24 protein-coding genes and 1 tRNA gene are annotated in these 24,130 nt (G+C 59.9%); 13 read left to right on the forward strand and 12 right to left on the reverse strand.

Going from position 1 to position 24,130, the window contains the following annotated elements; all coding sequences use genetic code 11:
- Nucleotide 1: 1 nt before the first annotated feature.
- The 9 genes from cheR (at nucleotide 2) to ACIQUH_RS19950 (ending at nucleotide 8,954) form a co-directional block, all read left to right on the forward strand.
- Nucleotides 2–910, forward strand: a complete 909-nt coding sequence (gene cheR, locus ACIQUH_RS19910; protein WP_400818099.1) for a protein-glutamate O-methyltransferase CheR — start codon at nucleotides 2–4, stop codon at nucleotides 908–910.
- Nucleotides 907–1,962, forward strand: a complete 1,056-nt coding sequence (cheB, locus tag ACIQUH_RS19915; protein ID WP_400818101.1) for a protein-glutamate O-methylesterase CheB — start codon at nucleotides 907–909, stop codon at nucleotides 1,960–1,962. The genes cheR and cheB overlap by 4 nt, the downstream gene beginning before the upstream one ends.
- Complete coding sequence (gene cheY2 / locus ACIQUH_RS19920) at nucleotides 1,962–2,351, forward strand: chemotaxis response regulator CheY2 (RefSeq protein WP_003503467.1); 390 nt, start codon at nucleotides 1,962–1,964, stop codon at nucleotides 2,349–2,351. The genes cheB and cheY2 overlap by 1 nt, the downstream gene beginning before the upstream one ends.
- The gene (cheD, locus tag ACIQUH_RS19925) at nucleotides 2,348–2,893 is read left to right on the forward strand and encodes a chemoreceptor glutamine deamidase CheD (RefSeq protein WP_003522762.1); all 546 of its coding nucleotides are present in this window, start codon (nucleotides 2,348–2,350) and stop codon (nucleotides 2,891–2,893) included. The genes cheY2 and cheD overlap by 4 nt, the downstream gene beginning before the upstream one ends.
- Nucleotides 2,894–2,907: 14 nt before the next feature.
- Entirely contained in the window at nucleotides 2,908–3,291 is a 384-nt protein-coding gene (locus ACIQUH_RS19930) for a hypothetical protein (RefSeq protein WP_400818104.1), read from the forward strand.
- 130 nt (nucleotides 3,292–3,421) lie between these two features.
- On the forward strand, nucleotides 3,422–5,104 hold the full coding sequence (fliF, locus tag ACIQUH_RS19935; RefSeq protein WP_400818106.1) for a flagellar basal-body MS-ring/collar protein FliF: 1,683 nt from the start codon (nucleotides 3,422–3,424) through the stop codon (nucleotides 5,102–5,104).
- A 369-nt stretch (nucleotides 5,105–5,473) separates the two neighbouring features.
- A complete protein-coding gene (gene visN / locus ACIQUH_RS19940; protein WP_035262791.1) occupies nucleotides 5,474–6,205 on the forward strand; it encodes a transcriptional regulator VisN in 732 nt (243 codons plus the stop codon).
- Nucleotides 6,206–6,258: 53 nt separating this feature from the next.
- Nucleotides 6,259–6,960: a transcriptional regulator VisR gene (gene visR / locus ACIQUH_RS19945; RefSeq protein ID WP_400818327.1), complete on the forward strand. Its 702-nt coding sequence runs from the start codon at nucleotides 6,259–6,261 to the stop codon at nucleotides 6,958–6,960.
- 146 nt (nucleotides 6,961–7,106) lie between these two features.
- Complete coding sequence (locus tag ACIQUH_RS19950) at nucleotides 7,107–8,954, forward strand: methyl-accepting chemotaxis protein (protein ID WP_400818108.1); 1,848 nt, start codon at nucleotides 7,107–7,109, stop codon at nucleotides 8,952–8,954.
- A gap of 54 nt (nucleotides 8,955–9,008) precedes the next feature.
- Here the strand turns inward: ACIQUH_RS19950 and ACIQUH_RS19955 are convergent, their stop codons facing one another.
- The gene (locus ACIQUH_RS19955; RefSeq protein ID WP_400818111.1) at nucleotides 9,009–12,518 is read right to left on the reverse strand and encodes a PAS-domain containing protein; all 3,510 of its coding nucleotides are present in this window, start codon (nucleotides 12,516–12,518) and stop codon (nucleotides 9,009–9,011) included.
- 219 nt (nucleotides 12,519–12,737) lie between these two features.
- On the opposite strand from ACIQUH_RS19955, the gene mscL reads away from it, so the two are divergent.
- From mscL to galE, 3 genes are all read left to right on the forward strand, one after another.
- A complete protein-coding gene (mscL, locus tag ACIQUH_RS19960) occupies nucleotides 12,738–13,166 on the forward strand; it encodes a large conductance mechanosensitive channel protein MscL (RefSeq protein WP_400818113.1) in 429 nt (142 codons plus the stop codon).
- 154 nt (nucleotides 13,167–13,320) lie between these two features.
- On the forward strand, nucleotides 13,321–14,487 hold the full coding sequence (locus tag ACIQUH_RS19965; RefSeq protein WP_400818115.1) for a pyridoxal phosphate-dependent aminotransferase: 1,167 nt from the start codon (nucleotides 13,321–13,323) through the stop codon (nucleotides 14,485–14,487).
- 327 nt (nucleotides 14,488–14,814) lie between these two features.
- On the forward strand, nucleotides 14,815–15,846 hold the full coding sequence (gene galE, locus ACIQUH_RS19970; protein WP_400818117.1) for a UDP-glucose 4-epimerase GalE: 1,032 nt from the start codon (nucleotides 14,815–14,817) through the stop codon (nucleotides 15,844–15,846).
- Nucleotides 15,847–15,858: 12 nt separating this feature from the next.
- Here the strand turns inward: galE and ACIQUH_RS19975 are convergent, their stop codons facing one another.
- The 10 genes from ACIQUH_RS19975 to ACIQUH_RS20020 all read right to left on the reverse strand — a co-directional run bounded on the left by ACIQUH_RS19975 (nucleotide 15,859) and on the right by ACIQUH_RS20020 (nucleotide 22,697).
- Entirely contained in the window at nucleotides 15,859–16,695 is an 837-nt protein-coding gene (locus tag ACIQUH_RS19975; protein WP_400818119.1) for a DUF6030 family protein, read from the reverse strand.
- A 148-nt stretch (nucleotides 16,696–16,843) separates the two neighbouring features.
- Nucleotides 16,844–17,071, reverse strand: coding sequence for a DNA gyrase inhibitor YacG (gene yacG, locus ACIQUH_RS19980; protein ID WP_400818121.1), 228 nt, complete (start codon nucleotides 17,069–17,071; stop codon nucleotides 16,844–16,846).
- Nucleotides 17,072–17,074: 3 nt separating this feature from the next.
- On the reverse strand, nucleotides 17,075–17,698 hold the full coding sequence (locus ACIQUH_RS19985) for a Maf-like protein (RefSeq protein WP_020010410.1): 624 nt from the start codon (nucleotides 17,696–17,698) through the stop codon (nucleotides 17,075–17,077).
- Nucleotides 17,699–17,731: 33 nt separating this feature from the next.
- Entirely contained in the window at nucleotides 17,732–17,950 is a 219-nt protein-coding gene (gene infA / locus ACIQUH_RS19990; protein WP_003503453.1) for a translation initiation factor IF-1, read from the reverse strand.
- Between the two features lie 143 nt (nucleotides 17,951–18,093).
- On the reverse strand, nucleotides 18,094–18,582 hold the full coding sequence (locus ACIQUH_RS19995; protein ID WP_004432476.1) for a low molecular weight phosphatase family protein: 489 nt from the start codon (nucleotides 18,580–18,582) through the stop codon (nucleotides 18,094–18,096).
- Nucleotides 18,583–18,584: 2 nt separating this feature from the next.
- Nucleotides 18,585–19,058, reverse strand: coding sequence for a UPF0262 family protein (locus ACIQUH_RS20000; protein WP_400818124.1), 474 nt, complete (start codon nucleotides 19,056–19,058; stop codon nucleotides 18,585–18,587).
- Between the two features lie 3 nt (nucleotides 19,059–19,061).
- On the reverse strand, nucleotides 19,062–20,360 hold the full coding sequence (hisD, locus tag ACIQUH_RS20005; RefSeq protein WP_400818126.1) for a histidinol dehydrogenase: 1,299 nt from the start codon (nucleotides 20,358–20,360) through the stop codon (nucleotides 19,062–19,064).
- Between the two features lie 133 nt (nucleotides 20,361–20,493).
- Nucleotides 20,494–20,934 (reverse strand): DUF2948 family protein, encoded by a 441-nt coding sequence (locus ACIQUH_RS20010; protein WP_400818128.1) that lies wholly within the window; start codon nucleotides 20,932–20,934, stop codon nucleotides 20,494–20,496.
- 114 nt (nucleotides 20,935–21,048) lie between these two features.
- Nucleotides 21,049–22,341 carry a UDP-N-acetylglucosamine 1-carboxyvinyltransferase gene (gene murA / locus ACIQUH_RS20015; protein ID WP_149744035.1) on the reverse strand — a complete coding sequence of 431 codons (1,293 nt, stop codon included), beginning with the start codon at nucleotides 22,339–22,341 and terminating at the stop codon, nucleotides 21,049–21,051.
- Nucleotides 22,342–22,442: 101 nt separating this feature from the next.
- Complete coding sequence (locus ACIQUH_RS20020) at nucleotides 22,443–22,697, reverse strand: hypothetical protein (RefSeq protein ID WP_400818131.1); 255 nt, start codon at nucleotides 22,695–22,697, stop codon at nucleotides 22,443–22,445.
- Nucleotides 22,698–22,852: 155 nt separating this feature from the next.
- Between ACIQUH_RS20020 and ACIQUH_RS20025 the strand changes: the two genes are divergently transcribed.
- Nucleotides 22,853–22,927 (forward strand) — tRNA-Thr (locus tag ACIQUH_RS20025).
- Nucleotides 22,928–23,115: 188 nt separating this feature from the next.
- Here the strand turns inward: ACIQUH_RS20025 and ACIQUH_RS20030 are convergent.
- On the reverse strand, nucleotides 23,116–24,057 hold the full coding sequence (locus ACIQUH_RS20030; RefSeq protein WP_149744037.1) for a flagellin: 942 nt from the start codon (nucleotides 24,055–24,057) through the stop codon (nucleotides 23,116–23,118).
- Between the last annotated feature and the right edge of the window lie 73 nt (nucleotides 24,058–24,130).

Below are 24,130 nucleotides of genomic sequence, written 5' to 3' on the forward strand. Positions count from 1 at the left end.
CATGGCAGCACTTAATTTCAGCGACCAGCGCCAGTCTTCCGAAGACGTTCTTGCCAGCGGCGAATACCCGCTGACGAGACGCGATCTGTCGGAAATCGCGGCGATGATCTATGCCGATGCGGGCATCTATCTCAACGACACCAAGGCGTCGCTGGTCTATTCCCGCCTGTCGAAGCATATCCGCAATCTCGGCCTGTCGGGTTTCCGCGAATATTGCGCATTGGTGTCCTCGCCCGAGGGCGCGCAGGCGCGACGCGAAATGCTGTCGCACCTGACGACGAATTTCACGCGGTTCTTTCGCGAGAACCATCATTTTGAACATCTGCGTGACGAAGTCCTGCCGGGTCTTGTTGCCCGCGCAAAGAGCGGCGGACGTGTCCGCATCTGGTCGGCGGCCTGTTCCGACGGGCAGGAACCCTATTCGATAGCGCTCACCGTGCTTGCCATGTTCCCGAATGCGGCCGATTACGATTTCAAGATTCTGGCCACCGATATCGATCCGAAGATTCTGGCGCAGGCCCGGGCAGGGGTCTACGACGACAATGCGCTGGAAACCGTGTCTCCCGCCATGCGCAAACAATGGTTCACGGAAGTCGATGCCGGCGGTCGCCGCAAGTTCCGCATTGACGACAAGGTCAAACGGCTCATCACCTTCAATGAATTGAACCTGATGACGCAATGGCCCTTCAAGGGCAATTTCGATGTGATCTTCTGCCGCAACGTCGTCATCTATTTCGACGAGCCGACGCAGACGCGCATCTGGTCGCGTTTCGCCGGGCTGCTGCCGGAAGGTGGCCATCTATATATCGGCCATTCCGAGCGCGTCTCCGGTGATGCCAAGAACCTGTTCGACAATACCGGCATCACCACCTATCGCTTCATCGGTCACGCATCCGGGAGGAAGGCATGAGCGCACTCGCACGGGTCCTCGTCGTTGACGATTCTCCCACCATGCGTGGCCTGATCTCGGCCGTGCTCAAGGCCGATCCGGAAGTGGAAGTGGTCGGCCAGGCCGGCAACGCCATGGAGGCACGCGCCGCCATCAAGCAGCTCAATCCCGATGTCGTGACACTCGACATCGAGATGCCGGAGATGAACGGCCTCGAATTTCTCGAAAAGATCATGCGCCTGCGGCCCATGCCGGTCATCATGGTCTCGTCCTTGACCCATCGCGGCGCCGACGCTTCGCTGGCCGCCCTCGAAATCGGCGCTTTCGACTGTGTCGGCAAACCGGCTCCCGGCGATGCGCGCCCCTTCGGCGATCTGGCCGACAAGGTAAAGGCCGCCGCCCGCTCGCAACATGCCGCCTATCGCGCGGCGCGGCCGGAAGCGGCTGCCGCGCCCCAGCCGGTCCCGATGAGCGAATATCGGGCGGGCCGCAAGGTGGTGGCCATCGGCTCCTCCACGGGCGGCGTCGAAGCGCTGATCGCCGTGCTGCAGAAGTTCCCGGCCAATTGCCCGCCGACCGTCATCACCCAGCACATGCCGCCGACCTTTACCAAGAGTTTCGCGGAGCGGCTGAACCGCATCTGCGCCCCTGTCGTGGAAGAGGCGACGGACGGCGCACGTCTGCAGACCGGCAAGATCTATCTTGCACCGGGCGGCGAGCGTCATTTGCAGATCGCCAACCGGTCCGCGCCCTGCTGCCGGCTCGTGGATCGTGATTCCGTCAACGGCCATCGCCCCTCCGTCGATGTGCTGTTCGATTCGGTGGCCGAGCTTGCCGGCCGCAACGCCGTCGGCGTCATCTTGACCGGCATGGGCCGCGATGGCGCGGCCGGGCTTCTGAAAATGCGCCATGCCGGTGCCCGCACCGTCGGCCAGAACGAAAAAACATGTGTCGTCTATGGCATGCCCCGCGTGGCCTATGAGCTTGGCGCGGTGGAACAGCAATTGCCGTTGGCCTCCATCGGCGAAGAAATCCTGAAACTAACCACTGCCCGCAAAGAAGGTGCTGACTAATGTCTCTCGCAGAAAAGATCAAAGTTCTGATCGTCGACGATCAGGTGACCAGCCGGCTGCTCCTCAGCGATGCGCTGACACAGCTCGGCTTCAAGCAGATCACTGCCGCCGGTGACGGCGAGCAGGGAATGAAGATCATGGAGCAGCAGCCCCATCATCTCGTCATTTCCGATTTCAACATGCCGAAGATGGATGGTCTCGGTTTCCTGCACGCCGTCAGGGCCAACCCGACGACCAAGAAGGCCGCCTTCATCATTCTCACCGCGCAGGGCGACCGCGCGCTGGTGCAGAAGGCCGCCCAGCTCGGCGCAAACAACGTGCTGGCCAAGCCCTTCACGATCGACAAGATGCGCGCTGCCATCGAAGCGGTTTTCGGATCGCTGAAATGATTGAAGCTGCGGCCAAGCGCGTACATATCATTCAGGGCGAGTACAAGGTCGTCAGCGATCCCGATGTGGTGCTGACGACGATACTCGGTTCGTGCGTGGCCGCCTGTCTGAGAGATCCCGTTGCCGGCCTGGGAGGAATGAACCACTTCCTGCTGCCGGGAACGGGCAATGTGACCGGCGGGGACGCGACGCGTTACGGCGTGCATCTCATGGAGCTGCTGATCAACGGCCTCCTGAAGCAGGGGGCGCGGCGCGACCGGCTGGAAGCCAAGGTTTTCGGCGGGGCGAAGACGATCGCCAGCTTCTCCAATGTCGGCGAGCAGAATGCCATCTTCGCCATGCAGTTTCTGAAGGACGAAGGCATTCCGGTCTTAAGCTCCTCCACGGGCGGGGATCACGGCCGAAAGATCGAATTCTGGCCGGTCTCCGGGCGTGCACGTCAGCATCCGCTCAGCGGCGCGGAAACCCAGAAGACGGTTGCCATGGAAACGCGTCCGGTGCCGGCCCCCAAGCCCGTCGCCAACGACATCGAATTTTTCTAGTCACGGAGTTTCCAATGCAGCTTGCAGAGCACACCGCCGCCACTCCGTTCGAAGAAGCCCTGCCGGACGTTCTGATGCGCGTGGTATCGGAACTGCACGACGTCGCCTATCTCATCGAGCGCATCGAGCCGCAATTGCTTGAAGTGACCAGCGGTCAATTGTCCAGCGAAGGCGTCAAGCTGCTGCAGGGCATCGACCTTGCCGTCCAGAAGACCCGCGGCCTTGCCGAATTCATCGACACCATCACCGGCTCCATCCCCGCGGACTGGTTCGTGGATGTCTCCACCGCACTCAGCCTCGTCAAGCTTGCCGAAATGCAGAAGGCGCTCGGCGCGGCCTTCCGCCATGGCCATTCCCAGCCGCTCGACAAGGCTTCCGGCGACTTCGACCTGTTCTAGATCGCATTTCGGCCTGCATTTCCTGCCTTCGCGCAATGCGGAGAAAGGCAACGCTCGCGCAAGCTTCGCACCCTATTGTCACGACGGGGCCAAAAGGTCTCGGACTCTATGAATGACGGTGCGGAACAGAATGAATCTGTTAAATCAAATCCCTCAGGTCTTGAAGAATGTCGCGGCGCTGGGGCAGACGCGGCTGCTGATGCTGGGCGGCGTGGGCGTCGTGTCCATGGCCATTATCCTTGCGGCAGCGCTTTACGTGAACCGTCCTGCTTACGAGACCCTTTATGTGGGGCTTGAAAAAAGCGACCTTAACAAGATCAGCATTGCGCTTGCCGAATCGGGTCTGGACTTCCAGGTGGGGACCGATGGTTCCAGCCTTCAGGTTCCGGTCGGCCTCACCAGCAAGGCACGGCTGCTTCTGGCGGAACGTGGCCTGCCCGACAGCGCCAATGCCGGTTATGAGCTTTTCGACAATGTCGGTTCCCTCGGCCTGACCTCCTTCATGCAGGAAGTGACGCGCGTTCGCGCCCTTGAGGGCGAGATCGGCCGCTCCATCCAGCAGATCGACGGCATTGCGGCCGCACGCGTCCATATCGTCATGCCTGACGTCGGCAATTTCCGCCGTGGCGAACAGAAGCCCACCGCATCGGTCATGATTCGCGCCAGTGCTTCGGCCGGCCGCAAGGCGTCCGCCTCCATCCGTCACCTCGTCGCCTCGGCCGTTCCCGGCCTTGAAGTCGATGATGTGACCCTGCTTGATTCGACCGGCCAGCTTCTCGCTTCCGGCGACGACGTCACCAATGCCGCGATGAACCGCTCGCTGACGCTGGCGCAGAACGTGCAGCAGGAAATCGAAACCAATATCGACAAGGCGCTGGCGCCCTTCCTCGGCATGGACAATTTCCGCTCCAGCGTGACGGCGCAGCTCAATACCGACAGCCGCCAGATCCAGGAAACCGTCTACGATCCGGAATCGCGTGTCGAGCGCTCCGTGCGCACGGTAAAGGAAGACCAGAAGTCCCAGGAAACGCAGCCCGACACGGCCGCGACCGTGGAGCAGAACGTGCCGCAGGCCGCGCCCCAGGGCGGCGGCGGTGGCCCGCAGTCTTCCGATCAGTCGGCCAAGAAGGAAGAACAGACCAACTACGAGATCAATTCCAAGACGGTTGCCACGGTCAAGAACGGCTATACCCTCGAGAAGATTTCGGTTGCCGTGGTCGTCAACAAGGGCCGCATTGCCAAGATGGTCGGCGAACCGGCCGATCAGGCCAAGATCGACGCCTATCTTGCGGAAATGCAGAAGATCGTCACCTCGGCCGCGGGCATTTCTTCCGATCGTGGCGACATGGTCACCCTGACGGCGATGGACTTCCTCGAAACGCAATTGCTGGATGAAGCCGCAACCGGCCCAGGCATCATGGAAGTGCTGAGCCGCAATTCCGCCGGCATCATCAACTCGCTCGCCTTTGTCGCCGTCGCCTTCCTTGTCGTCTGGCTTGGTGTACGCCCTCTGGTCCGCACGGTGACCAGCAACGGCGCCGCCGCAGGCCAGCTCAGCCAGGAGGCTGCCGGTCTCGAATTGCCGGATTTCTCTCCCGGCATGGATGCGGGCGCAGGCGGTCTCATGGAAGGTTTCGGGGCGGATTTCGGCTTCGACAGTACCGACGATCTGCTGGCGGGCGGCGATGGCGAGGGCACTTTCAACCGCCGGGTTCGCGAAGGGCCGGAACGCAGGCTCTCCCGCATGGTGGAAATCAGCGAGGAAAGAGCCGCCAAGATCCTGCGCAAATGGGCGGTGGAAAAAGCAGCATAATGTCGAAAAGGCCGGTTTTACCCGGCCTTTTTTCTGTTTTTGGGGTTTTTGCTATGCTTGGCGGGCGAGCCGTGGCAATCTCGTTTCGGGACAGTGTTTACAAAAAATTCAGCAACGATACAGTTTGCTGGGAATTGGCTGAGAATGCCGTTTATGGATTGAACAGCTTTTCAGTATGTTTTTTTAGTAATAGACGAGCAGGGAAATACGTGGAAAGGCTGTTGCCAGGTAATGGCAAATTCCGGTCGGTTCCATAAAATGAAGTGATTCGGTCTCCGGGGCGCGCCATCCCATTTTGGTAAGCTTCTCGAATGGAATGATTCCATCCCGATGTATAATCTCCCGCTGGGAGCAAGAGGGCGTAGGCGATTGAAAGTCGATGTTGATATCCGCAGGCTGTCTGCCAAGCCTATGGAGGGCATGGGTAAGCCCTTGCCGCGCGATCAGCTTGCTAAAAACGTCGCAGCCACGGCTGCTGCCGGTAACGTTGCAGGCGCACTGGATCTGCTCGTAACCTACGCTGGCGCCTCGCATTATCTGCTGGCGCGCGACGATCTTCTCGAAGAAACCGGACTGAAATTCATCGTCACCTCCGACTGGCCTTTCGATCTGGTCCGCAGGCTTGGCATCGAGTTGGCCAACAGCCAGAACCGGTCGAGCGAAATGGAGAAATGCCTTTCGCTTCTGCAGCCGCGGCTGCTTTTCCTTCCCGACGATGTTTCGGTTCCCTATGGCATAGACCGGCAATATTCGGCGCTGTCTTTCTGCGTGGGCCGCATCCGCCTTTCCCTGCTGCTGTTGTTTCCGGAAGAAGCAGTGCCTTCACCGGAAAGGCTTCGGGAAATCGCCCTGCTGACGGGCTATTGTGTCAGTTTCGGCATTGCCAGCGAAGCAAAGACCGTTCGCGATATCGATCTCACGGAGCGCGAACTCGAGTGCCTCTTCTGGATCGCGGAAGGCAAGACAAGCGATGAAATCGCGATGATCCTTGGCATTTCGCGCAATACGATCAATAATTACATCACAAGCGTGATGCGTAAAACCGCGACAAAAACCCGCTCGGAGGCAATTGCCTACGCCGTGCGCAACAACCTCGTATAATGGTCGGACGGATGGTACAGACGAAAGACAATGAGGGTACAGGTCAAACGGGCATGTATTACCGCAGCCCTGTCGTGACGAGCCGGTCGGATCTTTTTCCGAAGCTCGTCGCCATGCAGAAGCTGGTCGGCGCGCGCAATTTCGTGGTGACGAAGGCTGCCGCTTCCGGTTTCCCGAACAAGAAAAAGCTGACCTGCGAGCTGGAAAACTGGGGCATGAATGCCGCGGAGCAGAGCACGCAGTTCATCCGCGCCGTCGGCGACATTCTTCTCGATCATATCGAGACATCGCTTTTGCCGGTCATCTGGCGCAACAAAAACGCCGGCGGCTTTGCCGATCTTCCCGATGTGCCGGCACTTCTGCGCCGCATCGAGAACGATACCTTGCCCTATGCGGGGCTGGCGCTGCCGGTGCGGCTCGGCACCATCGGCAACGGTTATATCGTTTTCTGCGGCACCAACCTCGTTCTCGACAATGAGGTCGTGATCGAACAGCACATCAAATGCTGTGAGATCATGGTGGACATGCTGGCGCTGGACGAGCGCAAGGCGGCCCCTTCGGAGGCCCTGAGCGAGAGGGAAATCGCCTGCCTGCAACTGGCGGGGGACGGCCGTATCAGCGAAGAAATCGCGGTGAAGCTCGGCCTTTCCGTGCACACCGTCAACGCCTATCTCGGTTCGGCGACGATCAAGCTCGATTCCGTCAACCGCATCCAGGCGATCGCCAAGGCCATCAGGCTCGGTTACATCCATTGATGGTGGACGGGGTTCTCCCGTCCCCTTTAATCCTGCGGAATGCCGGCCGGCTTTCATGCTCCCCTAAAAGGCGCCATCGGCACTTCGCGTTTTTTTAACAGTTGCCCATTAGAACTTTCGTAAGTTTGGCTTTGGGGAACTGTTTCATGCACAACCGGCTCTTTAAGTCCGTTGCTGGCAAGGTCGTCGCGCTGACGATCGGCCTGATCGCGCTCAGCGTGGCGGCAGTTGGTTTTTCGACCTACATTCGCTTGAAGGACAACGTCATCGCCACTGCGCTGCGTGATACGCACAGCGCAATGCGCGGCATGGCCATCCTCTACGAGATGAAGGTTGGCGGCGTTGCGCTCGAAATGGTGGATGGCGAGTTGAAGAGCGTCGGTCGCGCCAGCATCGGAACGATGCGTGACAATGACCTCGTCGATCGCACGGCTGCCGGTAACGGCGGTATCTCTACTGTTTTCGAAGCCAAGGCTGGCGAGTTCATTCGCCTGACCACCAATCTGAAGAACGAAAAGGGTGAGAGAGCAGCAGGCACCAAGCTTGCCACCGATCATCCCGCTTTCCCGAAAGTTTCCAAGGGAGAGGCCTATTTTGGCACCGCCACGCTGTTCGGCACCAGCTACATGACCGGTTATATGCCGGTTACGAACAAGACCGGCGCAACGGTCGGCATCCTGTTCGTGGGCGTTCCCATGGATTTCTACAATGCGCAGATATACAGCCTGCGTGACATGATGCTGATCTGCGGCGCGCTCGCCATGCTTGGCGTCGGATTGCTCGCCTATTTCGTCATCAAGCGCACGCTTCAACCCCTTGGCAAGCTGACCGATGCGGTGAAGTCCCTTTCGGGCGGCAATCTCGACACGTCGATCCCCTACGCCACCAACACCAATGAATTCGGCAACATTGCCCGCGCGCTGGTGATTTTCCGCGAAAATGCGATCGAGAAACTGGCGATTGAGGGCAAAAGCGCGGAGGAACGCTCTGCGGCGGAGTCCGAACGTCACCGCAACGATGCCGAGAAGCAGGAAATGGACAGCCAGATCGAATTTGCAGTCGGCGAGATTGCTTCCGGTCTCGGCAGGCTTTCGCGTGGCGATCTGAGCCGCACGATCGAGACGCCTTTCGCCGGCCGCCTCGACCGCCTGCGCACGGATTTCAACGAATCCCTCCTCAACCTGCGCGATGCGCTGGGGCAGATCCGCGAGCGCACGCTCATCATCCAGCATAGCGGCTTTGAAATCGAGCAGTCGTCGGTCGATCTGTCGAAGCGTACCGAAAACCAGGCCGCCTCGCTGGAGGAGACTGCCGCCGCCGTAGACGAAATCACGGTTACCGTCAGATCGTCCGCCGAGCGGGCGCGGGAGGCCAATGAAGCCGTCCGCATCACCAAGCAGAGCGCCGACAGCTCCGGTTCGGTCGTCAGCAACGCCGTCGATGCCATGGGCCGCATCGAAGACGCCTCGCGCAAGATCGAGCAGATCATCGAGGTCATCGACGATATTGCCTTCCAGACCAATCTTCTTGCGCTCAATGCCGGCATCGAGGCGGCGCGTGCGGGTGAGGCGGGCAAGGGTTTCGCCGTCGTGGCGCAGGAAGTGCGCGAGCTTGCCCAGCGCTCCGCCGACGCGGCCCGCGAGATCAAGCAGCTCATCAACCAGTCGACGCATGAGGTGAGCTCCGGCTCGAAGCTGGTGCAGGAGGCGGGCACGGTTCTTTCCGCCATCAGCCAGCAGATCGTGACGGTCAGCCAGCACGTCGAAACCATCGCAACGGCGACGCAGGACCAGTCCTCCGCCCTTCACAACGTCAACAGCTCCGTCAACCAGATGGACCAGATGACGCAGCAGAATGCGGCACTTGCCGAACAGTCGAGCGCGGCCAGCCGGGTACTGTCAGGCGAGGTGGAAGCGCTGCTCGATCTGGTGCAGCGCTTCCAGATGGAACAGGGTTCGGCAACCGGCAGGGATCGCTACAATCAGGCGGCCTGACAGGTCTGTTTTTTGAAGGTCAAACCGCTCCCGGATCGCAAGGTCCGGGAGTTTTTATTCGGCTGCCGCCCGCACCGTGCTGGATATCTGGTTGATATAGGCCCGCAGCGCCGCCGGTTTGACCGGTTTGTGCTGAACCGAAATCCCGTATTTTTCGGCATCGCTGCGCACTTCCGGACTGCGATCCGCCGTCACAAGCAGGGCAGGGATCGTCTTGCCGTAAAATGTCCTGATGAGGCGGATGGCGCTGATGCCGTCGCCGTCGTCCAGGTGGTAATCGGCAACGATGACGTCGGGGGCTGCGGCCAAGGTGAGGAAGGGTTCTTCCAGCGTCGCTACGGAACCTGCGGGTAAAACCTCGCATCCCCACCCGGTCAGCAGCAGCGTCATGCCCTCGAGGATTTTCGGCTCGTTGTCGATGCACAGGACCCGGACGCCCTGAAGGCGGTCGCTGGCTGCAGGACTGATTGTCCCGCCATCGGCTTCGGCCGGTACGAGGCGATCCGCCTCGCGCGGCAGGTGGATGCGGAAGGTCGTGCCTTTTCCGGGGGTGGAAATCAGCTGCACCGGATGGTGCAGCATCCGCGACAGCCGGTCGACGATGGAAAGACCGAGCCCGAGGCCGGATGCGGTTTTTGCGCCCTCGTCCAATCGGGCGAATTCCTTGAAGACGGTGCGAAACTTGGATGAGGGAATGCCGATGCCGGAATCCGTCACCTGAATGACCACTTCGCCGCCGCGTCGGCGCGCACCGACGACCACCTTTCCCTTCAGCGTGTATTTGATGGCGTTGGAAACCAGGTTCTGTATCAGACGCCGCAGGAGATTGGGGTCGGAGCGGACCGTGAGCGAGGTCGGCATGACCACAAGGTCGAGGTTCTTCTCCTGCGCCATCGGCGCGAAATCGGTTTCGATGCGTTTCAGCAGCTCATTCAGCGGCACGGATGTCATGCGCGCCTTCATCGAGCCGGTGTCGAGGCGGGAAATATCGAGAACCGCGCCGAGAATGGTTTCGACCGATTCCAGCGCCGAATCGATATTGTGGACGAGATCGCTTTCTCCCGAGGCGCCAAGCCGTTCGACCAGCGAGGAGGAATAGAGGCGGGCGGCATTCAGCGGCTGGAGAATATCGTGGCCTGCGGCGGCGAAAAACCGTGTCTTGCCGATATTCGCCTCGTCGGCGGATGCCCTTGCTTCCGCCAGTTCACGGTTGACGCGGGTAAGCTCCACGGTTCGCTCCGCCACGCGCTGCTCCAGCGTCTCGTTTGCCTGTTTCAGCGCCTGATCGCTCGCCACCCGCTGGGTGATATCGGTGAAGGTGGCGACGATACCCTTGTCCGGCATGGTGTTGGAGCGCACCTCGATGATGCGCTCGCCGCCCGCCAGCACCAGCGAAAAGGGCAGGTCCATGGTCAGGAAGCTGGTAATCAGCTCGTTCGTGTCGCCTTCGGGCATATCGCCGCGTTCCTGCAGCATTGAAACGATATCCGTGAGCGGTACGCCGACCTGCCCGAATTGCTCGGGCAAATCCAGCAGCGTGCGGAAGCGCCGGTTCCAGATGGTCAGCTGCTGCGAACTGTCGAAAACCGCAATGCCCTGATCCATCTGGGCCAGCGCCGTTTGCAGCATGTCCTGATTATATTGCAGGGCCTCGCTTGCCTGATCGAGCAGCCATGCCGTGTCCGCACTGGTGTCTTCCGCCTTCTGAAGAATGATCGAAAGCACCAGACGGGCGGAGGAGGAGCCGATGGCGCTGCCCAGCAACTGTTCGGAGAAATGGATCAGCGCCATGTCCGCCGGCTGGTCGTCATTCAGTTTCCTGCCCGCCGTTTTTTCATAGGTCGCGAGTGATCGCAGCATGCGCTCCTCGCCGAGATAACGGGCGACCGCGCTTTTGAGATCGCCGACACTGACACGGGTTTTCCAGCCGCGCGTGGCGAATTGCGATTTCGAGTGGCGCTTGACGAAGATGCCGGACTGGATGCGCTCCACCGGCCTCGGATTGCGCGAAAGCGAGCCGAGCACGAAGGCAAGGCTGTTGACGAGCAGGCTGAGAATGACCGCATTCACGAAGGGATCGGCGTCCGGCCCATTGAACACCGTGCTGCCGGAAAACAGGAAGCCGAGAATATTCGCCGCGACCTCGGAATTGTCAGGCCCGCCGAAGCTTGGCAGGAACAGCAGATAGGCCCAGACGAAAAAGCCCGAACTTAAGCCGGCGATTGCGCCGCGCGCATTGGCGCGCCGCCAGAACAGCCCGCCGAACAAGGCAGGGGCCATCTGGGCGATGGCGGCAAATGCGAGAAGGCCGATGGAGGCGAGGCCCGTGGCGCTGTCGGCGGCGCGGTAATAACCGTAACCCAAGAGCATCACCGCAAAGATTGCCGTTCTGCGGATGTTGAGCAACGTCTTGGCGAAGTCGTCCCGGTGCGGCGAACGGTTCAGCAGCTTCTGCCGCAGGAAGATCGGCATGACGATATCGTTGGAAATCATGATCGACAGTGCGACCGAGGCGACGATCACCATCGCGGTTGCCGCCGAAAATCCACCGATGAAGGTGATCAGCGACACGACCGGCATCTGATGATTGAGCGGCAATTGCAGCACGTAGAGATCGGCATCGCCATTGGCGCCGAGCGTCAGAATACCGGCCAACGCAATCGGCAGCACGAAGATGTTGATCGCGATGAGATAGAGCGGCAGCAGGAACCCCGCCATGCGCAGCTCTTCCGGCGTGCGGTTTTCAACCACGGTGACGTGGAACTGGCGCGGCAGCAGGATGATGGCGAAGCCGGAAAGCAGCGTCATCACGATCCAGCGGCTGACGGGCGTGTGATAGGACATGGCCCGCATGGCCTGTTCGTTATCGGAGGCGAGCTGCCAGAGATGCACGGGACCGTCGAAGAGCACGAAGAGCACGTAAAAACCGACGGTGCACATGGCGACGAGCTTGACCAGCGATTCCATCGAGATCGCCAGAATGAGCCCGTCCTGATGTTCGGTGGCATCGGTGTGGCGGGTGCCGAACATGACGGCAAAGCCCGCCATGACGATGGTGACGACCAGCGGCAGATCGAGGAAATAAAGATTGCCGCTGCCAATGCCGTAATCGCCGGGATCGACCATCGTCGCCACCGAGCTGGACACGGCTTTCAGCTGCAGGGCGATATAGGGAATGGCGCCGACGAGAGCGATGATGGCGACGATCATCGCTACGGTGGAGTTCTTGCCGTAGCGGGCGGCGATGAAATCCGCAACGGAAGTCAGCTTTTCCGTTTTCGCCAGTTCGACGATGCGGCGGATGATCGGCATGCCGATGGTGAAGGCAAGGATCGGACCGGTATAGATGCCGAGAAACTCCAGCCCCCGGTCTGCCGCGAGCCCCACACCGCCAAAATAGGTCCAGGAGGTGCAGTAGATGGCGAGACTGAGTGCATAGACGAAAGGGCGCCCCTTTTTCGGCGCGTTTCTTTCACGGCTTTTCCTGTCCCCGTAGCTCGCGACAGCGAACAGCAGCAGGATATAAGCGAAGGCCGAGCCGAATATGATCCACCCAGGAAGCACGCATCCTCCCCATGCAAGAATTCCCTGATATCAAGCATAGGCGAATTCCGCGCCGTTGAGAATGAGCGCGGTCTGAGCATAAAGTTCAAGGTGAGCGTGCAAAAAGGCCAATAAATGCAATCCCGCGGATTCCAAATGATGCCCGGACCCTATATGGTTCGACCCGTAGGGACAGTCACATAGCTTCAGCTCGCGAAGCAGGAGAGAGGGACAATCTGAATGCTTAACGAATTTAAAACGTTCATTGCCCGCGGCAATGTCATGGATCTGGCCGTGGGTGTTATTATCGGTGCGGCTTTCAGCAAGATCGTCGACTCCGTCGTCAACGATCTCATCATGCCGATCGTTGGCGCTATCTTCGGTGGCTTCGACTTCTCGAACTACTTCCTGCCGCTGAGCTCCAGCGTCAACGCCACGTCGCTTGCCGCTGCCCGCGATCAGGGCGCCGTCTTCGCCTACGGCAACTTTCTGACGGTTCTCATCAACTTCCTGATCCTGGCCTGGATCATTTTCCTGATGGTCAAGGGCGTCAACAAGCTTCGTGATTCCGTTGAACGCAAGAAGATCGAGGAAAAGCCGGAAGCAGCGCCGCCGCCGGAAGACGTCAAGCTCCTCACCGAAATCCGCGATCTGCTGAAGACGCGTTGATTGCCGGCATCGTCCCCGGCCTGATGTGCCGGCCCGTGCGGCCGGCGATCTCCTGCCGGGGATGACCCATAAAGAAAATCCATGATCGCCTCACGGAATATCATGCACATGGCTGGTTCGATGCGATAAGAAGGCACCAAACGGAGTGTCTTTAATGTCCATTTTGAACAGTCTGAGTGCGCGCTCTCTGGCGGCTCCCGAGAGCGGCATTGTTGAAGTCGTGAATTATGCCCGGGGGCGGGACAATCTCCTGCCGCTGTGGGTCGGCGAAGGCGATCTGCCGAGCCCGGACTTCATCAATCAGGCCGCCATTGATGGGCTGAACAACGGCGAAACCTTCTATACCTGGCAGCGCGGCATTCCCGAATTGCGCCAGGCGCTGAGCCGTTATTATCAACGTCATTTCGCAGCGTCGCTGCCGCCGGAACATTTTTATGCGACGGGTTCCGGCATGCAGGCCATCGTGCTTGCCGTGCAGGCGCTGACCTCGCCGGGCGACGAAATGGTCTATCTGTCTCCGACATGGCCGAATATCGTGGCCGCCATCGGCGTGGCGGGTGCGAAGGCGGTTCCGGTCGGTATCGATTTCCGCGACGGCCGTTGGGATCTCGATATCAACAGGCTGGAAAGCGCGATCACCGGCAAGACGAAGGCACTTTTCATCAATACGCCCTCCAACCCGACCGGCTGGACGGCGACGCTCGACAATCTCCGCGACGTTCTGGCTCTCGCCCGCAAACACGATCTGTGGATCGTCGCTGACGAGATTTATGCGCTCTATCATTATTCCGGCAGCCGTGCGCCGTCCTTCCTCGACGTCATGGAGCCGGACGACAAGATCGTCTTCGCCAATTCCTTCTCGAAGAACTGGTCCATGACCGGCTGGCGCGTCGGCTGGCTTGTCGCCCCGCCGGCCATCGGCCAGGTGATCGAGAATCTCATTCAATATTCCACCTCAGGCGTGGCGCAATTCATGCAGCGCGGCGCGGTCGCCGCCCTCGATCACGGCGATGGTTTCGTTCGCGAGAATTATGAACGCGCTCTGACCTCCCGCGATATTCTCTGCGATGCGCTCATCGCGACGAACCGTGTGGAAACCCTGAAGCCCGACGGCGCCCTTTATGCCTTCCTGAAGATTGACGGTGTGACGGATAGCCGGGCCACGGCGCTCGATATCGTCGACAAGACCGGGGTTGGTCTTGCGCCCGGCACGGCCTTTGGCCCGGGAGGCGAACTGTTCCTCCGCGCCTGTTTCCTTCGCAACCCCAGGCAGATAGAAGACGCGGCCGACCGGCTGGCTTCTTATATCCTCGGCAGGTAAGCGTCGGCTTGCCGTGCAATGGTTTTCCCTGCCGGGCCGGGATCGCGCTGCGGTAGGGAAATCGACAACAGAATCACAGCAAAGACCTAAAACTGCAACCCCACGGCGCAACCATCGACGTGGGGGATTTTCTGTGATATGCGCTCCTTGTTCCATTTATGAGAACATTTTCACTAATCGATAAAAAGCACTTCATTGCGCTAACCAATCGTAAGCCACCTTTTTAATGGGGCGAGGGATCGGCTGCGTATTCGCTGTGCAAGTAATCAATGATGAAGAATTATTGGCTTTGATGAGCTCAAGAAAAGCAAACAGGGAAGTAGTGTCATGGCTGTTCTGGTCACGGGTGGGGCCGGTTATATAGGAAGTCACATGGTGTGGGCTTTGCTCGATGCCGGGGAAGAGGTCGTTGTTGTCGACCGGCTTTCGACGGGGTCGCGCTGGGCAGTCGCGCCGGCGGCGCGTTTTTATCTGGGCGATGCGGCGGATCGCGCCTTGCTCGACCAGATTTTCGAAGAAAACCAGATCGAAACCATTTTCCACTTTGCCGGCTCTGTCAGCGTTCCTGAATCCATCAGCCAGCCGCTCGAATATTACGAAAACAATACGGGCACGACCCGCGCGCTCGTCGCGGCGGCAGTCGCCCACGGCATCAGCAATTTCATCTTCTCCTCGACAGCCGCCGTCTATGGAAACCAGCCCTTTGATGGCCCGGTTCCTGAAACCGCGATCCTCAGCCCGGAAAACCCCTACGGCCTGTCGAAACTCGCCTCGGAAATCATGCTGCGCGATGTCGTGCAGGCACATGATTTCAATTACGTGGCGCTGCGTTATTTCAACGTTGCCGGAGCCGACCCCCAGGGCCGCGCCGGGCCTTCCCCCACAGGCGTTGCAAATCTCATCAAGGTGGCGTGCGAAGCCGCAACCGGTCGCCGCGACCGGGTGGAAGTTTATGGAACGGATTACCCGACTGCGGATGGCACCGGCGTTCGCGACTATATTCACGTCAGCGACCTGATCGATGCGCATATGTTGGCCATGGCGCATCTGCGCGCCGGTGGCGGCACACGCACGCTCAATTGCGGTTATGGCGTTGGTTATTCGGTTCTCGACGTCCTTCAGGCCGTGCAGCGGGAATCGGGAAGCGATTTCCCGATCATCCATTGTCCGCGCCGTCCGGGCGATATTGCGGCCATGGTGGCGGATTCGGCGCGTATCCAGTCGGAGTTTGGCTGGCGTCCCCGCTTCAACGATCTGGCGACCATCGTTCGCACCGCGCTTCAATGGGAGGCCAAGCGGCAAGCCCAGCAAAGCGACAGGATTCCGCCGGTGCGGCGCAAGCTGGCGGCAATAGGCTGAGCGGCCTTCGCGTCACCGGATACGATCTTTTCTGATGGACGGATAGAGGACCGGTCGGTCCAGCGCGGCGGCCGGGCGAAGCCAGCGATCCCGGTCAAAGAAGCTGCGTGTCAGCTTCAACCCCGGGGATTGTTCGTTTGCGAGCAAAATCACGTTCAGGCGATGCGGTGCTGTCGGTTCCGGTTTTACGGAAACCGAAATACCGAAATGTTGTGCCTGATAGGGCTGCAGCCGGCGCGCCGGCTCGAGCATGTTTGCCAGATCGGCCCAGCGGGTCTGTCCGATAATCATGGCGAGCGCTTCATCGAGCTTCGTCAGAACGGCTGTCCCGTCCGGCGTCCTGGGCGCAACGGCCTTCATTCTGATCGATCGAATCTCGCCGGACGCTTCGCCCCTGATTTCGAGGAAGAGCGATGCCCGCTCTGCCGGTTCTGATGCCTTTCCCGGCGCAAGATCGGCCATGCATTCGAAATTGCGGATGTTGACCGGGCTGGCGCGCCAGCCCTGCGGGTTGGAGAAACCCGAGGCGGTAAATCGGTCGCAGAGCTCCTTGCCGGAAACAACGAAATCACGTGCGAAAGACGCTCTGCCGCCCACTGGCTCGAACGTCAGCAGATGGGGCGGCAGAAAGACTTTTTGGGCGACAGGTTTCTGCCGTTTGACGGGCCTCGTCTTCGGCGGCGGTTCGGCGGAGCGCGTGGCGGGCGCCAGATTGAGATAGGTCAGCAGGCTTTTGAGGTGCGTCTTGTCATTGGCCAGCAACACCGTCGCGCCTATGGCAAGGCAAACGATGAGCACCGCAAACAGCAGCGCACCGTGGCTTACTCTCTTCTGCAAGCCTGCGTCCATCGCAAGACCTTAAAGGGCTGGCGGGGAGGGCGTCAGCCGGTTCTGATATGGCTTTTCGGGCTGCCGGCAGCCCGGTGAATATGTGGTTTGAGCGGTCGCTCTGAAAAACTTATGCAATTCACCGCCGAAGTTTCCGGCGGTGCGGGTATTATTCGGCGTTATTCTTGCCGCCATCTTGGCCGCCGGCGCTGCTTTCGTCGTCCGCGACCGGAATGGCGTAGGAGCCGTTCAGCCAGCGGGCGAGATCGAGCGAGCGGCAGCGATCCGAACAGAAAGGGTAGTTTTCGCGCGTCGAGGGCCTCCCGCATTCCGGGCATGGCTGGGATTTGCGAAGCGGGGTGACGTTTCCAGCGCCTTCAGTGGGGGACTTTGCCATGGCCTATCCCTCGAGCCAACCCGATGTCACCTCGAACCCTTCTCCGGAAAGAAGCGACATGGTCTCATAAAGCGGCAGGCCGACGACATTGGTATAAGAACCGGTCAGTTTCTGCACGAAGGCGCCGGCAATGCCCTGGATGCCATAGGCACCCGCTTTGCCGCGCCATTGGCCCGACGCGATGTAAGCCTCGATCTCCCGCGTGGAGAGGCGCTTGAAGCGCACCTTGGTCTCCGCGACCTTCTGCCGGATCTTGCCGCCGGGGGTCACCAGGCAGATGCCGGTATAGACCCAGTGGCTGCGGCCCGAGAGAAGATGCAGCGCCGCCGAGGCCTCTTCCGTATATTCGGCCTTGCCGACGATGCGGCGACCAACGGCGACCACCGTATCGGACCCCAGAACATAGGCGTCTTTCCACGCCTGTTCGTTCTTCAGCGCCGCCTGCGCGGCTTCCGCCTTCTGCAATGACAGACGGCGGCAGAGCGTGCGCGGATGTTCGAGCTTAGCAGGCGTCTCGTCGATATCCATCGGCATCAGACGTGCCGGTTCGATACCGATCTGATGCAGCAGTTCCAGACGCCGCGGCGAGCCGGATGCCAGAACGAGCTTTTGTTTTGAATTGGTCATTGCGCTGCCCGGGCGTCCGATGCGGAAGGTGGATTACTTGAAGCGATAGGTGATGCGGCCCTTGGTCAGGTCGTAAGGCGTCATTTCGACCAGCACCTTGTCGCCGGCCAGAACACGGATACGGTTCTTGCGCATGCGGCCCGCCGTGTGGGCGATGATTTCGTGGTCGTTCTCAAGCTTCACGCGAAAAGTTGCGTTCGGCAGCAATTCGGTTACGATGCCCGGGAATTCAAGGACTTCTTCTTTTGTCATGTAAGGGTTTTCTTCCTGTTGATAGTGCCGGACATATCGAGTCCGGGAAAATTGCGCGGAAACTACACAATCCCGGCACATTTGTGAACCTCTAAAGCATCGGCGTGAAAATCGCGATTGATTTTAACAGGCCGGGGCAGTTTTCAGTCTTTTGAAAGCGTGTCCGCCACCGGCTGCTGCCGCCTCGGCAGTCGTTCCGAGATCAGCTTTGCCAGATGGTCCCGCACCTCGCGATAGGCGTCGAGGATCTGCTCGCGCGTGCCTGTAATCACCGTTGGGTCCATGGTCGGCCAATAGACCACATCCAGTGAATTCGAGCGCGTCAGTTCCAGTGCGGCGTGATGGGCTTCGGGCGTCAATGTAATGATCAGATCGAAAAAATCATCCTCGATCTCGTCCAGAGTGCGCGGTTTGTGTTTACCGAGCGAAAATCCCTGTTCTTCCAGCACCGCATCCACGAAGGGATCGCGCTCGCCCGCCCTAACCCCGGCGGACTGTATATAGATGCCGGGCGCCACCAGCCGTTTGGCGATAACCTCCGCCATGGGGGAACGGATGGAGTTCATGCCGCACATGAAAAGGACCGATTTGGGCGCTCGTCCCTCGTTTGGCGCTGCGGCAGGATCGATCATCTCTAACCCCGCCAATAAAGCACGCAGACAAGGGTGAAGAGGCGGCGCGCCGTGTCGAAATCCACCTTTATCTTGCCGGAAAGCCGGTCCATCAGCGTCTGCGAGCCGTCATTGTGAATGCCGCGCCGGCCCATGTCGATCGCTTCGATCTGGCTCGGGGTGGAGGAGCGGATCGCCTCGTAATAGCTTTCGCAGATCAGGAAATAATCCTTGATGATGCGGCGGAACGGCGTCAGCGACAGAATATGGGTCGCGACATCCTTCTCGTCTTCGGTGCGGATCGAAAAGACCAGCTTGGCATCGACCAACGAGATGTGCAGCCGATAAGGCCCACCGGCATGGCCGAGCGGTTCAAAGGTGTTTTCTTCGATCAGGTCGAAAATGGCAACGGCGCGTTCATGCTCGACATCGGGTGTGGACCGGCCGATGCTGTCGTCCAGTACCACGTCGCAGAGCCGGAAATCGCCTGAAGCCATCGCTTAACTTTCCGGATTGAGGCGAATGGAGACCGAGCGCGCATGCGCGTCCAGCCCCTCCGAATTGGCAAGGGTGATTGCCGCCGGTGCAAGCTGGCGCAATTGCTCCGGCCCAAGCCGCAGGATCGAGGTGCGCTTGACGAAATCCAGCACCGAAAGCCCGGAGGAGAAGCGCGCCGAGCGCGCCGTCGGCAGAACGTGATTGGAGCCGCCGACATAGTCGCCGATCACTTCCGGCGTGTGGCGCCCGACGAAGATCGCGCCCGCATTGCGGATATGGGCCATCAGCGCATCCGGATCATCGACCGCAAGCTCCAGATGCTCGGCGGCGATGCGGTTGGCGAGCGGGATGGCGTCGGCAAGCTTTTCGACCAGAATGATCGCGCCGAAATCGGCCCAGCTGGCCGCTGCCGTTTCGGAACGCGACAGGCGCTTCAACTGCCGCTCGACGGCGGCTTCAACGGCCTTGCCGAGTTCGGCATTGTCGGTGATCAGGATGGATTGCGCGCCGCGATCATGCTCGGCCTGCGCCAATAGATCGGCAGCCAGCCAGTCCGGGTCATTATCTTTATCGGCAATCACAAGCACTTCTGAAGGCCCGGCGATCATGTCGATGCCGACGGTGCCGAAGACCTGCCGTTTGGCGGCCGCCACATAGGCATTGCCGGGACCGACGATCTTGGCGACCGGCGCGATGGTCTCGGTGCCATAGGCAAGTGCGGCGACGGCCTGCGCGCCGCCGATACGGTAGATTTCCTCGACGCCGGCAATACGCGCCGCAGCGAGTACGGCCGGATTGACCGCACCGCCATTGGCCGGCACGACCATGACGATGCGCTCCACACCGGCGACCTTTGCCGGCACGGCATTCATCAGCACCGAGCTTGGATAGCTGGCCGTGCCACCCGGTACATAAAGGCCGACGGCCTCGATCGCCGTCCAGCGCGAGCCAAGGCCGACGCCAATATCGTCCTCGTAGATGTCATCCTTCGGCATCTGCCGCGCATGGTGTTTTTCGATGCGCCGGGCTGCGAGTTCGAGGGCTTCTATGACGTTTCTGTCGACTGACGAGAACGCGGCATCGATTTCATCCACCGTCACCCGCATCGAAACCTTGGAAAAATCGATGCCGTCGAATTTCTGGGAATAATGGGCAAGGGCGGCATCACCGCGATGGCGGACATCGTTGATGATGTCGCGAACGGTCGCGTTGACGTCTTCGGAAACTTCTCTCTTGGTTGTCAGGAAGGCAGCGAATTTCTGTTCGAAATCAGCCGATGCCCGCTCCAGCCAGATTGCCACGCCATTACCCTTTCATTGTCCCCGCGGGCGATCCCGCGAGGTGCACGAACTTGCCGCGCAATAATCGCGGCTCTGGTATGTGGCATAAATCGAAACGGCAAGGAAAGGCAACCGTTGCGAAGGCTCGCAACGTTTATTCGCTGTCCGGATGATGCGGTTTGGTGGCGGTTTCCCATGCGCCGCTGACATCGGTCAGCTGCGCCTCGATGCATTCGACATCAAGCGCGATGGTGCCGCCGCCGGAAAGCGCCAGTTCCACGAGGCCATCGGGGCCTTCGCCATTCGGTGTGAAGCGCATCGCCAGAAGCGAAAGCACCTGCTCCCTGTCCGCTAGATTGATGGATTGCGAACGAACGGCGGAGACGCGTTTCAGGAAAACCACGCTGCGGCAGCGTTCCGGCGGCAGGTTCTTTTTCTCAGTGCTTTGCCAGACGAAACGATTGGCGGAAAGCGTGAATTGACCGTGCTTCGGTTCGAAGGCAACGTCCTTCAGTTTGAAGACGCTGTCCTGCATATGTGTCGAGATGACGGAGAGATCTTCAGTATCCAGCGCCAGCAATTTCAGGCCGCTCATCGTTTTCTTCCTTCTTCTGCGGTGCGGACCGCTATTTCCATGACTTGCAATGGAAATAGGCAGTCCGGGCCCACTCTGCAACGGGTAGAAAACGGATGAGCGGCGAAGACAGGATCAATCGCTGACGCGTTCGACCAGCGCGCCGCAACGGGTGAGCTTTTCCTCGAGGCGCTCGAAACCGCGATCGAGGTGATAGACGCGCGAAACCATCGTCTCACCTTCTGCCACGAGGCCCGCAATGACCAGTGAGACGGAGGCGCGCAGATCGGTCGCCATCACAGGCGCACCCTTCAGACGGGAAACGCCTTCGATGCGGGCCATCTGGCCGGAGAGCGAAATCTTGGCGCCGAGACGGGCCAGTTCCTGCACATGCATAAAGCGGTTTTCGAAGATGGTCTCGGTAATGTGCGAGACGCCCTGCGAACGGGTCATCAGCGCCATGAACTGCGCCTGCAGGTCGGTCGGGAAGCCGGGGAAGGGCTCGGTGACGATATCGACCGGCTGGATGCCGTTGCCGTTGCGCACGACGCGCAGGCCGGTCTCCGTCTCACTGATCGTGGCGCCTGCAAGCTTGAGTGTGTCGAGCGCATTGTCCAGCAGCGATGCGCGCGTGCCTTCCAGCACCACGTCACCGCCGGTCATGGCCACTGCCATGGCATAGGTGCCGGTTTCGATGCGATCAGGCAGAACCCGGTGGCGCGCGCCGGAAAGCGAGGTGACGCCTTCGATGGTGATGGTGGAGGTGCCGGCGCCTTCGATCTTCGCACCCATGGCGATCAGGCAGTGCGCGAGATCGACCACTTCCGGTTCGCGGGCGGCATTGTGGATGACGGTGGTGCCGCGGGCAAGGCTTGCGGCCATCAGCATCACATGCGTCGCACCGACGGAAACTTTCGGGAAGGTGTAGACAGCGCCGATCAGGCCGCCCTTGGGTGCGGTGGCGTTGATGTAGCCGCCGTCGATCTCCATCGTTGCACCCAGCGCCTCGAGACCCTCGATGAACAGGTCGACCGGGCGCGTGCCGATGGCGCAGCCGCCGGGCAGGGAAACGCGGGCGCGGCCTTCACGCGCCAGAAGCGGGCCGATGACCCAGAAGCTTGCGCGCATCTTGGAGACCAGCTCATAGGGCGCGGTCGTGTCGACAATGGTGCGGCAGGTGAAATGCACGGTGCGGGAATAGGCCTCGCCCTGGCTTTCGCGGCGGCCATTGACGGAAATATCGACGCCATGATTACCGAGAATGCGGATGAGCTGCTCCACGTCAGCCAGATGCGGCACGTTTTCGAGTGTCAGCGTATCGCTGGTCAGAAGCGATGCGATCATCAACGGCAGGGCGGCGTTTTTTGCGCCGGAGATGGGAATGATGCCGTTGAGCTTGTTGCCACCCGTAATTCTGATGCGATCCATGCGTCCCTACGGGCCTGTGCCCGCCTTTCTATCGTGCCTTGCGGAAAGGCGTGTCCTTAGACCAGTTTCCGCGGCGTTTCAATTTTATGCTGGTGAATTCTCTATGAGGATGATTCGTCCGTTTTTGCGGCAGGCAGGCCAATCGTCTCGTCTTCTTCGCCGGCGCGGCGCGCACGAACCTGCTGTTTGCGCTTCAAAAGATTTTCGCGAAGCTTCTTGGCCGCTCGCGCCTTGCGCTCCGCCTCGCGCTGGCGTGCCTTTTCGCCGGGCCCTGCCTGCGGCTTGCCATCGGCCACCGGAGCGGATGCCTCTGCGGAAACCGCTGCCTTTGCCTGTTTGTCATGATGTTCGTTCATAGATTCAGCAATATCTGAAAAATGTATTTTTCAACAGGGGGCACGCTTTTTTGCCCCGCTTGATGAAGAATATCGTTTTGCGACTTGCGCTCGTCAAAAACCTATGGCAATAGGCCGCCACGCTTGATGCTGAAGCAAACGCTTCGGCACCGGATGCTGCTATAGCTCAGGGGTAGAGCACTCCCTTGGTAAGGGAGAGGCCGAGAGTTCAAATCTCTCTAGCAGCACCATTTACCCAAATGATTTCAAATATTTATGTGATGGTTTGACCCGCTTGAACCGGCAAGTGCGATGTCTGCGCGCGCCGCACGGTTGGGGCCAATGGAAAACCGCGCCCCTTGCGAAGCGCGGTTTCCACATCCGAATATTCTGTTGCTGCCAGAGCGGGACGAAACCGCCCGTAGCCATCGGGCGCCGCTTACTGACGGAATAGCGACAGGATATTTTCGGAACTGGTATTGGCGATGGAGAGCGACTGGATGCCCAGCTGCTGCTGTGTCTGCAATGCCTTGAGGCGTGTTGATTCTTCGTTCATATCCGCATCCACCAGGCGGCCGATGCCGCTATCGATGGAGTCGGTGAGCTTGGAGATGAAATCTTCCTGCAGACCGATGCGCATCTTGATCGAGCCGAGGGCGGAAGAGGCGCTGCTCAGCGATTGAAACGCGGTTTCGACATCGGTGAGAAGATTGCCGATCGTGTAGGTGGGGGGCGTTGCACTGTCGAAAAGTTTGAGATCGATGTCCCATACGGAAATGCCAGAGGCTGTCCCAACCTCGCCGATGATGCCCTTTGTCGTATCAACCGTTGCAGGTGTGCCGGTCAGGCCAAAAATAACGTTGGCCGTTTCCGTCGCGGTCGTCGTGTCAACAAGGGTATAGTCGGTTTTCGTCACGCTGACCGAACCGCTGCCGTCACGGACAAAACCGGAAACGACGGTCTTGGCGCCGGTGCCCAGCAGCCAGTTTTCGCCGCTGAAAGAGGCGCCCTGCGCAATCGATTCCAGCTGTTTTTTCAGCTGGTCGATTTCTTCCTGGATCTTCGTCTTGTCGACACCCTCTTCGGTCGCCGCGACGATTTTCGATTTGATTTCCTTGACGACTTCGACGGCGCTTTCCATCGCGGAATAAGCGACATCGATCTTCGCTGCACCGAGACCCAGCGCATCCTGAACCGCGGAAAGGGCCATATTGTCAGAGCGCATCGTTGTCGCGATCGACCAGTAGGCGGCATTGTCGGATGCGGTCTTGACCCGCAGGCCTGAAGATACTCTGGATTGTGTTTCTTCGAGCTGGCCGCTGATTGCACGCAAAGTCTGAAGTGCCGACATGGCGGCGGTGTTTGTCAGAATGCTTGTCATAATTGCCCCTCTGAGCTGGCTAAATGGGAAGGGACATTCCGGGATCGCCGGAAACGACAACGCGGCGTGATGC

This window comes from Agrobacterium sp. NPDC090283 (assembly GCF_044769685.1).
In the GTDB taxonomy this organism is placed as follows: Bacteria; Pseudomonadota; Alphaproteobacteria; order Rhizobiales; family Rhizobiaceae; genus Agrobacterium.

Coding starts and splice junctions, on each gene's coding strand:
- cheR (WP_400818099.1), top strand. CDS start 2: ATGGCAGCACTTAATTTCAGCGACCAGCGCCAGTCTTCCGAAGACGTT.
- cheB (WP_400818101.1), top strand. CDS start 907: ATGAGCGCACTCGCACGGGTCCTCGTCGTTGACGATTCTCCCACCATG.
- cheY2 (WP_003503467.1), top strand. CDS start 1,962: ATGTCTCTCGCAGAAAAGATCAAAGTTCTGATCGTCGACGATCAGGTG.
- cheD (WP_003522762.1), top strand. CDS start 2,348: ATGATTGAAGCTGCGGCCAAGCGCGTACATATCATTCAGGGCGAGTAC.
- ACIQUH_RS19930 (WP_400818104.1), top strand. CDS start 2,908: ATGCAGCTTGCAGAGCACACCGCCGCCACTCCGTTCGAAGAAGCCCTG.
- fliF (WP_400818106.1), top strand. CDS start 3,422: ATGAATCTGTTAAATCAAATCCCTCAGGTCTTGAAGAATGTCGCGGCG.
- visR (WP_400818327.1), top strand. CDS start 6,259: ATGTATTACCGCAGCCCTGTCGTGACGAGCCGGTCGGATCTTTTTCCG.
- ACIQUH_RS19950 (WP_400818108.1), top strand. CDS start 7,107: ATGCACAACCGGCTCTTTAAGTCCGTTGCTGGCAAGGTCGTCGCGCTG.
- mscL (WP_400818113.1), top strand. CDS start 12,738: ATGCTTAACGAATTTAAAACGTTCATTGCCCGCGGCAATGTCATGGAT.
- ACIQUH_RS19965 (WP_400818115.1), top strand. CDS start 13,321: ATGTCCATTTTGAACAGTCTGAGTGCGCGCTCTCTGGCGGCTCCCGAG.
- galE (WP_400818117.1), top strand. CDS start 14,815: ATGGCTGTTCTGGTCACGGGTGGGGCCGGTTATATAGGAAGTCACATG.
- ACIQUH_RS19975 (WP_400818119.1), bottom strand. CDS start 16,695: ATGGACGCAGGCTTGCAGAAGAGAGTAAGCCACGGTGCGCTGCTGTTT.
- yacG (WP_400818121.1), bottom strand. CDS start 17,071: ATGGCAAAGTCCCCCACTGAAGGCGCTGGAAACGTCACCCCGCTTCGC.
- ACIQUH_RS19985 (WP_020010410.1), bottom strand. CDS start 17,698: ATGACCAATTCAAAACAAAAGCTCGTTCTGGCATCCGGCTCGCCGCGG.
- infA (WP_003503453.1), bottom strand. CDS start 17,950: ATGACAAAAGAAGAAGTCCTTGAATTCCCGGGCATCGTAACCGAATTG.
- ACIQUH_RS19995 (WP_004432476.1), bottom strand. CDS start 18,582: ATGATCGATCCTGCCGCAGCGCCAAACGAGGGACGAGCGCCCAAATCG.
- ACIQUH_RS20000 (WP_400818124.1), bottom strand. CDS start 19,058: ATGGCTTCAGGCGATTTCCGGCTCTGCGACGTGGTACTGGACGACAGC.
- ACIQUH_RS20010 (WP_400818128.1), bottom strand. CDS start 20,934: ATGAGCGGCCTGAAATTGCTGGCGCTGGATACTGAAGATCTCTCCGTC.
- murA (WP_149744035.1), bottom strand. CDS start 22,341: ATGGATCGCATCAGAATTACGGGTGGCAACAAGCTCAACGGCATCATT.
- ACIQUH_RS20020 (WP_400818131.1), bottom strand. CDS start 22,697: ATGAACGAACATCATGACAAACAGGCAAAGGCAGCGGTTTCCGCAGAG.
- ACIQUH_RS20030 (WP_149744037.1), bottom strand. CDS start 24,057: ATGACAAGCATTCTGACAAACACCGCCGCCATGTCGGCACTTCAGACT.